A 15,930-nucleotide genomic window follows, 5' to 3' on the forward strand; every position below is an offset into this window, starting at 1 on the left:
CCAAGGCTTTGCCTTGGTTTTATCTAGTCAAGAGGTGAGAATATGGCTGATAAAAGAGATTATTATGAGGTGCTTGGTGTTTCTAAAAGTGCCAGTGCAGATGAAATCAAACGTGCATATCGAAAAATGGCTAAGAAATATCACCCTGATGTTAACAAGGATCCTGGTGCAGAAGATAAATTTAAAGAAGTACAAGAAGCGTATGATGTTTTATCAGATGATAATAAAAAAGCTGCATATGATCGTTATGGTCATGCGGCATTTGATCAATCAGGAGGATTTGGAGGAGCTGGCGGATTCGGTGGATTTGGTGGCTTTGAAGATGTTGACTTAGGAGATATTTTTGGTTCATTCTTTGGTGGTGGAGGACAGCGTCAAAGAAAGACAGGTCCAATGCGTGGGGAAGATCGTTTTGTTCAATTAGAGATTGACTTCATGGATGCAATCAAAGGTAAGAAAACAGAGATTAAAATTAATTTTGATGAACAGTGTTCGCATTGTCATGGAAGTGGAGCAAAGTCACCTGATGATGTTCAAACGTGTTCACGTTGTGGTGGTACTGGAACAATCCGTACACAACAACGTTCACCATTTGGTACATTTGTGAACCAAACAACTTGCCCTGATTGTAATGGAACTGGTAAAGTTGTTAAAGAAAAATGTGATCATTGTAAGGGTAAAGGATATATCAATAAAAATATTACTGTTGAACTAAATATACCTGCTGGTATTAATACACATCAACAGTTACGTGTTCAAGGTAAAGGACATAGAGGTGCCAATGGTGGACAAAATGGAGATCTTTATGTAGAAATTTATGTAAGACCACATCAGCATTTTCAACGTGATGGTAAGAACATTTATATAACAATTCCAATTTCGGCAGTAGATGCAACTTTAGGATGTGATGTTGATGTTCCAACTGTTTATGGTGATGTTACACTCAAGGTGCCTGAAGGTACCCAACCTGGAACAACTTTACGTCTTAAGGGAAAAGGTGTTAAGGATTTACGTAGTGATAATTATGGAGATCAGTTTGTTAAAATTGATGTTAAGATTCCAACTAAACTTTCTAGAGATGAGAAAGATTTGTATACTAAGTTAAGAAAGAATGCTAAAAAAGATTCCATTTTTGAGCAATTCAAAAAAGGATTTAAGAAGTAAAAAAGATAGTGCCCTTCAGCACTATCTTTTTTACTTTAAAATATTTAATTAAATTTTTTAAAGTATATTGACATTGTGATAATCTTTGTTATAATACAACAAGTTGGAAATTTGGAGGGAAAGTATGAACTGGAAGAAAATATTAAAAAGAACCTTATTGACTATATTGGTTATAGTGATTGTTGCTGGAAGTGTTTTTTATATAGTGTTTAGACATGAAATTTCATCTTTAATGTCATTAGAAAAAATAGATGATTATACATTGTATACTATGGAATATGATGGCGATTATGGATTTGATGACTTTTTAAAAACTGGAGCAAGTAATGATGCTGAATTGGTTGATTTTGTTGTCAAAAAATTATTAAAGGGATTACCTGTTGAATTCTCTATTCCTAATTTGGGTTGCTCTACATTTAATGCTGAGACGCAAGATGGAGATAGAATTTTTGGCAGAAATTTTGATTTAACTTATTCACCAGCATTATTTGTGAAGACGCAACCTGATAATGGGTATGCATCTATGTCGACTGTTAATTTAGGGTTTTTAGGGTTTAATGAAGATAAGCAACCTGATTCGTTAACAAAGCAAATTATTACCTTGGCTGCACCTTATGCGCCATTAGATGGCTTAAATGAGAAAGGTTTATCAATTGGAGTCTTGTTAATACCTGATGAAGCAACTAACCAGCAGACAGATAAAATTGATATTACAACAACAACTGCTGTGAGATTGGTTTTGGATAAAGCTTCAACGGTTGATGAAGCAATTGAATTTTTAAAACAATATGATATGCATTCTTCTGCCAAAAGTGCTTATCATTTCCAAATTGCTGATGCAAATGGGAAAAGTGTTGTTGTTGAATATATTAATAACGAGATAAGTCTGGTTAAAGATGATAAGTCTTACCAAATGGCAACGAACTTCTTGTTAACACCTGGAGATTATGACTTTGGACATGGACAAGATCGTTATGAAAAGATGAAGACAATCTTAGATCAAAATAAAGGGATTTTAAAAGATGAACAGGCAGGAATGGATATTTTAAAAGCAGCATCTTCTAATATACATAAAAATGAAAGAGGAGAAGAGAGCGCAACACAATGGTCTATTCTTTATAATAATACGGATTTAACAGCAAAAATGATTATGGGAAGAAAATATGATCAACCAGCACATGAATTTTCGTTAAAGTAAGTACAATTATGATATTGTACTTTTTCTTTTGTTTCATTATAATGAAACAAAGGAGGTCTACTATGAAACTAAATATTGAACGATTACAGGAGAATTTGAAGATTCAATGTCATGAATGCCATGGATTATGTTGTGTGGCCTTATATTTTTCTAAAATAGATGGTTTTCCAGAAGATAAATTAGCAGGGAACCCATGCAATCATTTATTAGATAATAATCAGTGTCATATTTACAATTCACTAAAAGAAATGAAGATGAAGGGATGTATGATTTATGATTGCTTTGGAGCAGGACAAATCGTTTCACAAAAGTTGCCTTCATGGCGTAGTAGTGAAAATGCTATGGTTATATTTGGAGTTTTTCAGAAAGTTGTTCAACTCCAACAGATGCTTAGTTATCTCATTGATGCTTATCATATTCATCCGAATTTTCAATTAGAACAGTTAATTCTCGAGAATTTAAAAGTGAGAGAGAATGTTTTGAATAATTCAACGGTTGATTTAGATAAGTATCATCAAAAAGTAAGCCAACGATTAAAAGAAATATGTCAGCAATACACTCACGATTTGAGTATGAGAATAATGATAGGTGAAGATTTTCGTGGAAAGGATTGTTGTAATTATGTGTTTTTAGGAACTGATTTGAGAGATGCTAAAGTTGAAAATGCAGATTTGAGTCAAAGTTTATTTTTAACACAAATTCAGTTGAATGGATGTCATGGCAATCGTTATACAAAGATACCAAAGAATTTATTGAGACCAAGAACATGGGAGAAATAAAAGAGTTATAATATCTGCAAATAAATGAGAGAAATCCATGAATGACATTGTTACAATGCATTTGGTAATAATAAGTTTTAAAATACTTTTAGTGTGTATTGACAAAGGAACTTTACAGTATAAAAGCAGCACATGTGTGCTGCTTAAGGAAAATGTTAATCGATTTCAATGTCTTTTGCGTTTGTATGAATAACTTTTTGATACCAGTTGAATGATTTTTTCTTATAACGTTTCATATCTTTTAAATCTTTGTCATCTCTATTGACATAAATCATACCATAACGTTTTCCCATTTCGCCTTGTGAAGATAAAATATCAATAGGGCCCCACATCAGATACCCTCTACAATCTACCCCTTCTTCTATAGCAATACCAATTTGTTCAATATGATCTTTCATATAATAAATACGTTCATCATCAATCACAGTACCATTTTCAAATATATCACGCATACCAAAACCATTTTCTACAACCATGATTGGCATTCTGTATTTTTCATATAAATCTCGTAAAGCGATTCTTATACCAATTGGGTCAATTGTCCATCCCCATTCAGATGCTTTTAAATAAGGATTGAGTTCAACTTGTAAGTTGCCACCAGCTTTTACACCACTACTTCCATCCTTTGCAGTCGCGCTCATGTAATAACTGAATGAAAGCCAATCTACTGTATTTTTTCTCATGACTTCTAAATCACCTTCCTGAATGTCAGGCAATGTATTATTTTTTACCATTTGACTCCAATAATATGATGAGTATTCACCATAAACAAACATATCTAAGAAGACATTTGTTTTGCTCATTTGTTTTCTGGCTGCCAATTCATCTAGTGGATGACAAGTTGCTGCATAATGTGGAATATAAATAACCATTCCTAAAACTATAGCATCTTTTATTGTATGAACTTTTTCAACAACTTTAGCATGAGCATATAAGGAATTATGAATCAATTGATTGATAAAAGATTCCTCATTGACACCTTCTGGGCAAATGGCACCATATGCAATTTTATGGCCTTCTAAAGCAATCCCATTTTGTTCGTTAAAAGATATCCATTTTTTAACACGATCACCATAACGTTCAATCATCTTATTTGCATATGTAATGAATTTATCAACAACAATTCTTGAATAAAATCCATTATATTCGTTCATCAGGACTTGGGGCATTTCAAAATGGTATAATGAGCACATTGGTTCCATACCATGAGCAATCATACTATTGATAAAACGATCATAAAAAGCCATGCCTTCTTCACTAAAATGTTCTCCATCTGGCATAACACGTGACCAGTCAATTGAGAAGCGATAACTTGTAAATCCCATTTCTTCAAATAATGCAAAGTCTTCATCATAACGATGATAGGCATCAATACCATCTTTAAAATCCGAATGTTCAGGCTTAGGGAATAAATCACAGACAGCGGGTGATTTTCCTCCTTCTGTATATGCACCTTCACTTTGATGGGCAGTAACTGCTCCGCCCCATAAAAAACCTTCTGGAAATTTCATTATTTGTCCTCCTTTAATGATTTCCTCTTCATTGTATAAAAAAATAAGGGATATGAAAAGAGCAGAAGGAGAGATAGGTTATGGGTTTCATAAAACATATTAAAATATACGAATAAATGAAATAAAGTTTCATATAATAAAAATAAAAAAAGTATCCCGGAGGATACAATCTTTATTATTAAGCGCTTTTTCTAAGACTTCTTAATTCTCTCGCTGAAATTTTTACTTTTTTTGGTTTACCATTGACTAAAATAGTAGCTTTTTGTAAGTTTACATTCCATTTTCTTCTTGATGCATTTAATGCATGAGAACGAGTATTACCAGACATTGGTCCTTTACCACTAACTTCACATTTTCTAGCCATTTTCTTCACCATCCTTTACAACTTATGTTTCACATACTTTGATATAATATCACTAAAAAAGAAAAATTGCAAACACTTTTTTTACTTTTTTTGAAAGAATTAAAAAAGTGCTGTATTTAATCAATTGACTTGATTTGCATATCTATCATATATGAAATGTGCGAATATTTCAACATTTTTTTACGCTTTTCATTTACATATGATTTTAACTGGGGTATAATTCGTATGCATTATGTGTGAAATGTTTGTCAATGATTTAAAAATAAGATATAATATATATACTGTATATATGTATAAAATAAGATCGGAGGAAGAGATATGATCACAAAGACTACAGATTTAGGAGATATTAATCTTTCATTAGATGTTGTTGCAAGTATAACAGGTGGGGCTGCTACTGAATGCTATGGGGTTGTTGGAATGGCAAGCCAGAAAATTATGAAAGATGGCTTTTATGATTTATTGGGGAGAGAAAATTATTCTAAAGGTATTGTTGTAGAAGATGGCGATACTGGGATTATTTTAAATGTATATATTATTGTTGGTTATGGGGTAAAGATATCTGAAGTTGTTTATGAAGTCCAAAAGAAAGTCAAATATGTATTAGAAACGACTTTAGACGTTGATATTGAAGCCGTGAATGTTTTTGTACAAAGCATTCGAGTAATAGATTAGGTTGGAGGTAAGTCATGAAGATTATAGATGGTCGTCTATTTAAAGAGATGGTTGTAACTGGAGCGATTGTGTTGCATAACAATCATCCTGAAATTGATGCATTAAATGTTTTCCCTGTTCCTGATGGGGATACTGGAACAAATATGTCTTTAACGTTTAGTGCTGGAGCAAGTGAGATTGAAAAACTTGACTCTAATGATATTTATGAAGTTGCTAAAAAATTATCTAAAGGATTGTTGATGGGAGCAAGAGGGAATTCAGGTGTCATCTTATCACAAATCTTTAGAGGTGTTTCTATGGCCTTTGAAGGAAAGAAAGAAGTTAATGCTGTTGAATTCGCAAACGCCTTCCAAAATGGTGCAAAGGTTGCATATAAAGCAGTTATGAGACCAGTTGAAGGAACTATTTTAACTGTTATTAGAGAATCAAGTGATGCTGTTGTGAAATATGCAAAAGATGATATGGAAATTGAAGATGTCTTCTCATATTTTGTGAAAGAAGCCGAAGAATCATTAGAAAGAACACCAGAACTTTTACCAGTTTTAAAAGAAGTTGGTGTTGTAGATAGTGGTGGAGCTGGTTTGTTATTGGTGTTCACAGGATTTATGGCAGCATTAGCTGGAGAACAAATTGAAAGAGTAGAAATCAAAGGTGAAGCAGCGAAAGAAGCTTTGGCAGATGTAGAATCTGACGGAGAAGAAGGCTATGGTTATTGTACTGAATTTATTTTAAGATTAGATGAAGCAAAAATGAAAGCCTTTAAAGAAGATAGCTTGAAGAGCGAATTAGAAAGATTACCTGGAAACAGTATTGTTGTTGTTCAAGATGATGATATAGTGAAAGTTCATGTCCATACTTTAAAACCAGGGAATGCTTTAAATGCTGCTCAAAGATATGGAGAATTTGTAAAGTTAAAGATTGAGAATATGCAAGAACAGCATAATTCTATTATTGAATCAAATGCTGATATTCCAGCTGGTAAGGCAACACCTGTTGTTCCACAACAAAAAGAAGCAAAAGAAGTAGCAATTATTAGTGTGGCTGCTGGTGATGGAATTAAAGATATGTTCTTAGAATTACATTGTGATTATGTTGTTAGTGGCGGGCAAACAATGAATCCTTCAGCAGAAGATATTGTTCAAGCTATCCGTGATGTTAATGCAAAGCATGCGATTATATTACCAAACAATTCCAATATTGTCATGACTGCTCAGCAAGCTGCAATTATTTTAGAAGATGAAATTGATGTTCAGGTTATTCCTTCTAAAACAATTCCTCAGGGATTATCTGCATGTATTATGTATAATCCAGAAGTTTCTTTAACAGAAAATCTTGCAGAAATGAATGATGCTATTGCTAATGTCAAAACTGGTCAAGTTACTTTTGCAATTAAGGATACAAATATTGATGGTGTTGATATTAAAGCTAATCAGTATATGGCATTATGTGAAAAAGAAATTACGGCATGTGTACCTAGTAAGATTGATGCATTAAAGGAAACTTTAAATGGATTGGTTGATGAAGATTCAGAAATTATTACATTAATTTATGGTGAAGACGTAACTGCTGAAGAAGTTGCAGAAGCAGAAACTTATGTTGAAGAACATTTTGATGCTGAACTTGAATGTGTAGATGGAAAACAACCTGTGTATTCATTTATATTAGGAGTAGAATAAGTAAGATGAGAGTCCTTAGGGCTCTTTTTTGTATCAACTATTAAAAAAATATATTATAATATAAATATGAATAGAGGGATAAGATGAAGAATTGGATGACAAAAGAAGAATTTCATAAGATAAAACCATGGTTAATACTTGCTATGCTTTCTATTACTTTTTATTTAGTAGCAAGTCATCTTATAATTATTGAAAAAGTTTTTCTTTTTCTATTGGATTTATTGCAACCGTTGATTATAGCAATTGTTTTTGCATATATTTTAAATATTCCGATGATGTTCATTGAACAAAAGATAAAAAAACATTCTCACGATAGAGGGATTATTAATCGGGGTGCAAGAGGTATTGCGATTACATTAACGATTATATTTGCACTGATTGTCTTAATACTGATTGTTAGTTTTATATTACCTAAAGTCATTGAAAGCCTTGCACAATTATTATCAAATATGGGGAATCTGTTAAAGGGTATTGTCACAAGTATTGATGAGGTTTTTATTTGGTTGAATATTGATTATCGTGTAGAAAATATTGTTCAAATTGATAATATTGTGAATATGCCTTGGAATGATATCTTTAAAAATGTAATTAATTTTCTAGCAAGCAGTGCAAACGGTTTATTAGACAATGCAGTCACTTTTACGGGAACTTTCTTTGTATGGTTTATGGCTTTTATGTTCTCATTATATATTTTAAGTGGGAAAGAAAGGTTACTTAGCCAATTGAGAAAAGTATTTATTGTTTTCTTAAGAGAAGAAAGAGCAATGGCATTATTTGATTATGGTCATCAAGCTAACGTTATTTTTAAAAATTTTATTACAGGTCAATTGACAGAAGCATGTATTATTGGAATAATTTATTATATTGGGATGATATTCTTTGGCTTTCCTTATCCAGAATTAATTGCAATGATTATAGCTGTTTTTAGTTTGGTGCCTGTTTTTGGTCCAATATCAGCGATGATTATTGGAGCTTTCCTCGTGATGTCACAGGATTTTGTAACAATGATTTGGTTTATCGTTTTCTTCCAAGTTCTATCACAGATTGAAGATAATTTGATCTATCCTCGTATTGTTGGGAAATCTGTTGGATTACCAGGGTTATGGGTTATGTTATCAATATTTATACTTGGTGACCTTTTTGGTCTTGTAGGTATGATCACGGCAGTTCCATTAACTGCTTTTGCCTATACATTATTTGGACGTTGGATACATAATGTATTAAAGCGAAGACATATCAAAACTGATAAAAATGGCTACGTTATTCATGAAAATGATGGGATTAATGAACATAAAAATGACGCTGGATAACCAACGTCATTTTTTGCTTATGATACACTTTTTAAGTGGGGATAATAAATTCTGGCATTCCCATATATCCAGGAGCAATATCAAATTCATTAAAGACTACAACCACCTGATTTTGCTGATTGATATAAAAAGGTTGTTCTTTTTGTATATTCAAATTTTGGATAACATCATCGAAATAGCTGTATTCTAAGTTTTTCTTGTTTTCTTTTATTTGTTTCTGGATTTCTGTTTGAATTATTTGGCTATATTTTTTACCTAAGAAGTCTTCAACTGTTAATTGCCTAGCAGTTTTTAAGTCTATATTAAAAAAAGTTTTTTGAAGATAAGAAGATGCCTTGATTTGAGTAGCATTTATAGAAAAAGAAGCAAGGGATGAATCAATAAAATAGACTTGATAATTTATATCAACAATCCATTTCTTTATTAATGGATCATTGATATTTGTATAAGTGTTATTAGATTCTTTAAATTGATTTAAATATTGTTGTATTGATTGTGTGATGAGTTGATTAATTTCTTCTTCTATTTGGGGATTATCGAGACCTATTATGTGGGGGATTGTAACTGATGAAGACGTTTCTACACTTTCAAAGTGATATTGTTTAAGTAATTCTATTTTAGGTGTCAATTCAGTTGCGTAGATCGTTGATAAGTTCATAATAATCAAAGCAAATACAATGATAAGACAATAACATATATGCTTGATATTTTTTTGATTTGAATTCATAGAATATCAAACTCCTCTCTCAAATATGATAAATAGTTGTTTGTATCATAAGCATATTATCAAACTATTCATCATTTTATTTTTCCACATTTTTGAATATGTATGTAAAAAACAAAGTTTTTCAACTTTGTTCTATAAATAATAATAGAGAAAACATAATATGAGTAAATGAAGTGGGTAGAATGCATAAGAAAAATATTTAATATGTTTACCACGCTTTCCATTATAATGCTTAATTATGAATAAAGAAACACAGGTATAACCAAAATAGATAAGATAACTTGGGTCAAATCCAAAAAATGTTAAACCAATACCATAAACGATTGGATCATAAATTAAATATTGAATAACCATAAGTATTGTTAAATATAAACTTCTTTTTTTATTATCTTGAAAATAGTAACAGATAAAAATAGTAATGACTCCAAAAATATGATAATCACATTGAATAAGCAAAGATACAAGACTACACAATATCAAAGGAATCCATTTCTTTAAAGCCTTTTGTAAAAAGAATTGGTAGCCAGCAATAGCAATTGCGCCTAATGCTAAAGTGAAAAAGATATTTGTCATAGTTAAAGAAAAAGCAAATGATGTCCCTGTGATAATGCTTATCATCCATTGAAAAGGAAATTCAGAAATCAAAGCAAATAACAATAATCTTCCTACATATTTTTGAATGTCATGAGTATGACGACAGCCTTCTGCTATCATAAAAGCAAATAAGATAAAGGATATTCTGCCAATACCCTCAATAAAATAATATGTGCAATATACAACATTTTGATTCTCTAAAAATCCTAAAAATTGAATGAGTAAAAGTGAAAATATTTTACAGGAATGATCTATTACCATAGTTATCATTGCAATTATTTTCAGATGATAACTTGTCAAATTCTTCATTTACTAAGAAGCCCAAAATGGCGTAATGCTTTCGTAATACCATCATTATCTACGTCGTCAGTGACATAATCAGCAATGGCTTTGACTTCGTCATTAGCATTTCCCATAGCTATTGCAACAGCAACATGATTTAACATTTGGATATCATTGCCACCATCACCAAAAGCCATTGTTTCAGATAAATCAATATGATAATGTTCTAAGAATTTATCAATTCCATTTTGCTTTGTTCCTCCTATTGGTGAAACATCACAAAATAAAGGATGCCATCTTGCTGAAATGCAATGGGGCATTACTTTCATAAGTTCTTTTTCTTCGTCATTATCAACAAAACACATACATTGATAAACTTTGTGATTAACAACATCTTGACAATCACCAGCTGGATGATCGTCGTTTAATGTAATGCGATGAATTTCATCAACTCTTTCATCTCTTAAATTAAAGTATTTTGTATGTTCTTCAGTGAACCCACATGGGAAAGGGTGAATCTTTAAATAATCAAGAAGTGCTTGTAAATCTTCTTTTTGAATTGTATTTTCATAAATTAATTGCTCATCAGTATAACAATATTGACCATTTAAAGTAATGTATCCATCAAAAGGAAAGTCATTTAAGACATGTAATCCATCAATACCTCTTCCAGTTGCAATAAAAAGTTTATATCCCTTATCCTTTAATTGGTATAAAGTTTGAAATGTTGTTTCTGGAATCTTATGAGTCTTAAAACTCACTAATGTTCCATCAATATCAAAAAATATTGCTTTCATCATTTTTCTTTACCTCCTTGTCTCAATTATAGCATTATATCTTTCTATTGAAAAAAAGATTTTCAAATTTTGATGGATTTTTCATCTTTATCAAGCAGGCTGTTATAATACATGCAGAAAGAGTGGGGTAGATATGTTAGAGGTTTTGATTAAATCATTGACTTTTATATTGATTATCGTTATTGCATATAGTTTAAAACAAATTAAAGTTCTAAAAAAAGAAGATGCTAATGTTTTAGCGACGATTATTATGAATATTACATTGCCATGTGCACTTTTAACAAGTGCTAATGGGATTGAATTAAATGGAGTTATTATTATTTTGATTGTTATAGGGATACTCACAAATGTTATCATGATTATGATTGGATATTTCGCTACACAACATGAAGATAATTGCTTAAAAGCTTCTTTTATGATCAATACATCAGGATATAATATTGGGAATTTTGTCTTGCCATTTGTACAAAGTTTTTTTCCTGGTTTAGGAGTTGTTTATTTATGTTCGTTTGATATCGGTAATGCACTTATGGGACTAGGAATAACATATGCAGCAGCAGATCATGTTGCAAGTGGTGAAAATCATTTTTCTTTAAAAGAATTACTCAAAAAGCTCTTTTCATCTATTCCGTTTGATGTTTATGTTTTGATATTTATACTTGCCATTTTTAAACTTCAAATTCCTACACCTATTCTCTCAATTGCTGATACAATTGGTGCAGGAAATAGTTTTTTAGCTATGCTTATGATTGGCTTACTATTAGAAATAAGAATATCACCTCGTGAAGTTAAAAATGTTATAAAAGTCCTGTATCTAAGAATTATAGGAACAATTATGATTTCACTCATTACATACTTTATATTCCCATTACCACTTTTAGCTAAGCAGATTTTAATAATGGCTTATTGTGCTCCGTTATCCACTGTTTCTGCAGTTTTCACAAAAAAGGTTGGCTACGTTGGAGATATGTCTGCAACAGCAAATTCTCTAAGTATTATTCTAGGAGTTGTTTGTATGACAGTGTTACTGGTTTTATTTATTTGATACCAAATGGTATCTTTTTTTTGAAATTTGTTATAAAATAGGGGACAGGTGGTGATTTGATGAGTGATATTCGTTTGTTAAAAATAACAGAAAAAAGATTGGATATATTGAAACTTATGAACATTGAGAGTTTAGAGGATTTGATTAATCATTATCCTTATCGATATGATGTTATTGAAGAAACATATCCCACACAAGAAGATGATAAAATCATTATTGAAGGGACATTGATTTCACCTGTTAAAATCTTTTTTAGAGGAAGAATGTCAAGAATGTCTTTTTCAGTGGAGGATCGTTATCAAAATGTTTATCAGGTTACTATTTTTAATCGCCATTTTTTAAGACAGTATTTAAAACAAATGACAATAATAACAATTATAGGAAAATGTCAAAAAGATAAAATCACTGCTAGTGATATCAAGATTAAACCTATAAGTGAGATTCAGGGAGTTCATCCTGTCTATTCGCTTAAGGAAGGATTAACGCAAAAATCATTTCAACAATATGTGAAAAAAGCTTTGAACTTATTAAAAGGAAACATAGAATCTTTTGTTCCTGAAGAATATATCATAAAGCATCAACTCATACATAAAGAAAGTGCATTGTGGAATATTCATTTTCCACAATCACAGGAAGATATTAAACAGGCATTGAAATATTTAAAATACGAAGAGTTTTTAAAATTTCAATTAACAATGCAAACAATAAAACAGCAAAGAACTTTAGAAGTAGGAATTGCCAAGAGATTTGATGTACAAAAGTTCCAATCATTTATATTATCCCTACCATATCAATTAACACAAGATCAACAGACATCAGTCAAGGAAATTGTTTCGGACTTACAGAGTCCAAGGATGATGTATCGATTTCTACAGGGAGATGTTGGAAGTGGGAAAACAGTTGTCAGCAGTGTTGCTTTATATGCAAATTATTTGGCAGGCTATCAAGGTGCGTTAATGGCTCCGACAGAAATTTTAGCTTCTCAGCATTATCAGACTTTATTATCTTTTTTTAAGGATACAGATGTTAAAATTGCTTTATTAACAGGTTCATTAACAAATAAAGAAAAAGAGCGTATCTATGAACAAATTCAAAATGGAGATATAGATATGATTGTTGGTACACATGCCTTATTTCAAAAGAAAGTGGAATATCATCGTTTGGGATTTGTTATCACTGATGAGCAGCATCGTTTTGGTGTTGAACAAAGAAAAGCATTGAAAAACAAGGGGAGTCAAGTTGATTTCTTAATTATGAGTGCGACACCGATTCCACGTACACTAGCAATTTCGATGTATGGTGATATGGATGTCTCAACAATGAAAACAATGCCTAAAGGGCGTATTCCAGTTGTTACAAAATATATAAAATCATCTTCTATGAAACCCATTCTTAAAGATTTAAAAGAATATCTTGCGAGTGGAGGACAATGCTATGTGATTTGTCCGCTGGTTGAAGATAGTGAGGTTCTGGATGCAAAAAGCGCTTCTCAAATTGCTGAAGCCATGCAACAGTATTTTCGTGGGACATATCAAGTGGGCTTGTTACATGGTCAGATGAAAGATGATGAAAAAGACAGAATTATGCAAGACTTTCAAAAACAAAAAATCCATATACTGGTTTCAACAACTGTTGTAGAAGTTGGGGTGGATGTGAAAAATGCCAACATGATGGTTATTTATAATGCTGAACGTTTTGGGATGAGTCAGCTTCATCAGTTGCGTGGGCGTGTTGGCCGAGGTCATCAACAAGCTTATTGTTTTTTTATGAGTTCTTCGACATCAAAAGAAGCAATAGAACGTTTGAAATATATGGAGAAAAGTCATGATGGGTTTGAAATTTCGATGTATGACTTACAGATTAGAGGACCTGGTGAGGTCTTAGGAAATCGTCAAAGTGGTTTGCCAACTTTCCTGGTGGCAGATGTCTTTAAGGATTTTCCTATTTTGAATGTTGCTAGAGAAGATGCTATGAGGATTGTTGAAGGCTATGAAAAAAGAAATGAATATTATCATTTGATGAGTACAATTCAAGAGAAATTAAAAGAGAATAATGAATATGTTGATTAAATGTGTTATACTACTAAAAATAAGGAGTGATGGAAATGTATAAATTATCAATAGATGCAATGAGTGGAGATTTAGGGAGTAGCATTGTTGTCGAAGCATGCTCTGCTTTTATTAAGGATCATGCTGATGTAGAACTTCATGTAACTGGAAAAAAAGAAGAATTAGAAAAGTTAACTCATCATGAACGTATTCAAATTGTTGATGCAAGAGATGTCGTGCCAATGGACGCTGGTATTATGTCTGTTCGCCGTAAAAAAGAATCAAGTATGGTTAAAGCTGTAACGTTGGCAAATGATGGTATTGTTGATGGCGTTGTTTCATGTGGTTCAACAGGGGCTTTTTATACAAGTGCTATGTTGTTTTTAAAACGTATTGAAGGTGTAGAAAAATCTTGTTTAATGGCAATGCTTCCGACCTATAATAAAAAGGGAGTAGTACTTTTAGATGTGGGTGCAAATGCAGAAAACACTGCTGAACAGTTGAAAGATTTTGCAATTATGGGACATGTTTATGCGAAAAATATAAGAGGAATTCAAAAACCTAAAGTTGCTTTGCTAAATATTGGTTCAGAGGCTAAAAAAGGTGATGAAGTTCATCAACAAACTTATCAATTGTTAGAGGAAGATAAAATGATTAATTTTGTTGGTAATATTGAAGGTAGAGATATCTTGTTAGGTGAAGTTGATGTGATTGTGACGGATGGATTTAGTGGTAATATTGCTTTGAAAACATGTGAGGGAGCTGCTTCTGTATTGATGAAGATGGTCAAAGAAAGTATGATGTCTTCATTATCAGGAAAGATTGGGGCACTTTTTGCAAAGTCATCACTTTATTCGTTGAAAGATCAATTTGATTATAAATCAGTTGGTGGTGCTTTAATGGTTGGTTTTGAAAAGGCGGTTGTGAAAGCCCATGGTGCTAGTGATTCTAAAGCCTTCTATAATGCAATGGAATTGGCTTATCAAATGGTAAAAATGGATGTTGTAACACAAATGAAAGAAGGATTGAAGGTTTCATGAAAATATTAGATTTTTTACAGGCAGAAAATATTCCTTTCCAAAAATTATCTTTATACAAAGAAGCATTTACTCATGCTTCATATGCAAATGAAGCACATCATTATAATAAAGATTATGAAAGGTTAGAATTTATGGGAGATGCAGTTTTACAATTGTATGTTTCAGATTTTCTTTTTCACCTATTTCCAGATGTTCCAGAAGGAACATTGACAACTTTACGTAGTAAGTTAGTTCGTGAGGAATCATTAGCAAGATTCTCTAAAGAACTAGGGTTAGGAGAATTGTTGTTTTTAGGTGTTGGTGAAGAAAAAAGTGGTGGTAGAGAAAGAGAAAGCGTTTTGGCAAATATCTTTGAATCATTTATTGGTGCACTTTATCTGGATTGTGGCAAAGATGAGGTCATTAAGATTTTAGAACAAACAATATTCCAACATGTCAATGATTTGGATTATGATGATATTACTGATTACAAAACAACATTACAAGAATTAATACAAGCGGATCAACGAAAGACAGTGACTTATGAATTGCTGGAAACGTCTGGACCATCAAATGCGCCAGAATTTAAAGTTGCAGTTATTATGGATGAAATGCGTTTGGGAGTTGGGAAAGGAACAAGCAAAAAGCGTGCTGAACAACAAGCGGCTAAAGATGCATTGAATAAATTAGCAACAAGTGATTATTTAAAAAAATAGTCACTTGTTTTTTCGCCCAGTCAAA

15 protein-coding genes are annotated in these 15,930 nt (G+C 31.8%); 10 read left to right on the top strand and 5 right to left on the bottom strand.

Features of this window, described 5'->3' with window-relative positions; genetic code table 11:
• Nucleotides 1-42: 42 nt before the first annotated feature.
• From dnaJ to GQF29_RS15440, 3 genes are all read left to right on the top strand, one after another.
• Nucleotides 43-1,164, top strand: a complete 1,122-nt coding sequence (dnaJ, locus tag GQF29_RS15430; protein WP_008789930.1) for a molecular chaperone DnaJ — start codon at nucleotides 43-45, stop codon at nucleotides 1,162-1,164.
• Between the two features lie 124 nt (nucleotides 1,165-1,288).
• Complete coding sequence (locus tag GQF29_RS15435; protein WP_008789929.1) at nucleotides 1,289-2,362, top strand: C45 family autoproteolytic acyltransferase/hydrolase; 1,074 nt, start codon at nucleotides 1,289-1,291, stop codon at nucleotides 2,360-2,362.
• A gap of 62 nt (nucleotides 2,363-2,424) precedes the next feature.
• Complete coding sequence (locus tag GQF29_RS15440) at nucleotides 2,425-3,141, top strand: hypothetical protein (protein ID WP_008789928.1); 717 nt, start codon at nucleotides 2,425-2,427, stop codon at nucleotides 3,139-3,141.
• 155 nt (nucleotides 3,142-3,296) lie between these two features.
• Here GQF29_RS15440 and GQF29_RS15445 read toward each other — a convergent pair whose 3' ends face one another.
• On the bottom strand, nucleotides 3,297-4,652 hold the full coding sequence (locus tag GQF29_RS15445) for a glycoside hydrolase family 1 protein (protein WP_054325111.1): 1,356 nt from the start codon (nucleotides 4,650-4,652) through the stop codon (nucleotides 3,297-3,299).
• Between the two features lie 178 nt (nucleotides 4,653-4,830).
• The gene (gene rpmB, locus GQF29_RS15450) at nucleotides 4,831-5,016 is read right to left on the bottom strand and encodes a 50S ribosomal protein L28 (protein ID WP_008789925.1); all 186 of its coding nucleotides are present in this window, start codon (nucleotides 5,014-5,016) and stop codon (nucleotides 4,831-4,833) included.
• A 318-nt stretch (nucleotides 5,017-5,334) separates the two neighbouring features.
• Between rpmB and GQF29_RS15455 the strand changes: the two genes are divergently transcribed.
• From GQF29_RS15455 to GQF29_RS15465, 3 genes are all read left to right on the top strand, one after another.
• Entirely contained in the window at nucleotides 5,335-5,691 is a 357-nt protein-coding gene (locus tag GQF29_RS15455) for an Asp23/Gls24 family envelope stress response protein (RefSeq protein ID WP_008789924.1), read from the top strand.
• A gap of 14 nt (nucleotides 5,692-5,705) precedes the next feature.
• The gene (locus GQF29_RS15460; protein ID WP_008789923.1) at nucleotides 5,706-7,367 is read left to right on the top strand and encodes a DAK2 domain-containing protein; all 1,662 of its coding nucleotides are present in this window, start codon (nucleotides 5,706-5,708) and stop codon (nucleotides 7,365-7,367) included.
• Between the two features lie 83 nt (nucleotides 7,368-7,450).
• On the top strand, nucleotides 7,451-8,677 hold the full coding sequence (locus GQF29_RS15465) for an AI-2E family transporter (protein WP_017143775.1): 1,227 nt from the start codon (nucleotides 7,451-7,453) through the stop codon (nucleotides 8,675-8,677).
• 31 nt (nucleotides 8,678-8,708) lie between these two features.
• Here GQF29_RS15465 and GQF29_RS15470 read toward each other — a convergent pair whose 3' ends face one another.
• The 3 genes from GQF29_RS15470 to GQF29_RS15480 all read right to left on the bottom strand — a co-directional run bounded on the left by GQF29_RS15470 (nucleotide 8,709) and on the right by GQF29_RS15480 (nucleotide 11,080).
• Nucleotides 8,709-9,404, bottom strand: a complete 696-nt coding sequence (locus GQF29_RS15470; protein ID WP_008789921.1) for a DUF3298 and DUF4163 domain-containing protein — start codon at nucleotides 9,402-9,404, stop codon at nucleotides 8,709-8,711.
• Between the two features lie 132 nt (nucleotides 9,405-9,536).
• Complete coding sequence (locus tag GQF29_RS15475; protein ID WP_117598793.1) at nucleotides 9,537-10,307, bottom strand: TraX family protein; 771 nt, start codon at nucleotides 10,305-10,307, stop codon at nucleotides 9,537-9,539.
• Complete coding sequence (locus tag GQF29_RS15480; protein WP_008789918.1) at nucleotides 10,304-11,080, bottom strand: Cof-type HAD-IIB family hydrolase; 777 nt, start codon at nucleotides 11,078-11,080, stop codon at nucleotides 10,304-10,306. The genes GQF29_RS15475 and GQF29_RS15480 overlap by 4 nt, the downstream gene beginning before the upstream one ends.
• A gap of 130 nt (nucleotides 11,081-11,210) precedes the next feature.
• Between GQF29_RS15480 and GQF29_RS15485 the strand changes: the two genes are divergently transcribed.
• Genes GQF29_RS15485 through rnc form a run of 4 tightly spaced genes read left to right on the top strand, consistent with a single transcriptional unit; the run spans nucleotide 11,211 to nucleotide 15,905 of the window.
• Entirely contained in the window at nucleotides 11,211-12,122 is a 912-nt protein-coding gene (locus tag GQF29_RS15485) for an AEC family transporter (RefSeq protein ID WP_008789917.1), read from the top strand.
• 59 nt (nucleotides 12,123-12,181) lie between these two features.
• Nucleotides 12,182-14,191, top strand: a complete 2,010-nt coding sequence (gene recG / locus GQF29_RS15490; RefSeq protein ID WP_008789916.1) for an ATP-dependent DNA helicase RecG — start codon at nucleotides 12,182-12,184, stop codon at nucleotides 14,189-14,191.
• A gap of 35 nt (nucleotides 14,192-14,226) precedes the next feature.
• Nucleotides 14,227-15,210: a phosphate acyltransferase PlsX gene (plsX, locus tag GQF29_RS15495; protein WP_008789915.1), complete on the top strand. Its 984-nt coding sequence runs from the start codon at nucleotides 14,227-14,229 to the stop codon at nucleotides 15,208-15,210.
• Nucleotides 15,207-15,905 carry a ribonuclease III gene (rnc, locus tag GQF29_RS15500; protein ID WP_008789914.1) on the top strand — a complete coding sequence of 233 codons (699 nt, stop codon included), beginning with the start codon at nucleotides 15,207-15,209 and terminating at the stop codon, nucleotides 15,903-15,905. The genes plsX and rnc overlap by 4 nt, the downstream gene beginning before the upstream one ends.
• The last annotated feature ends 25 nt before the right edge of the window (nucleotides 15,906-15,930 follow it).

This window comes from Coprobacillus cateniformis (assembly GCF_009767585.1).
GTDB lineage: Bacteria > Bacillota_I > Bacilli_A > Erysipelotrichales > Coprobacillaceae > Coprobacillus > Coprobacillus cateniformis.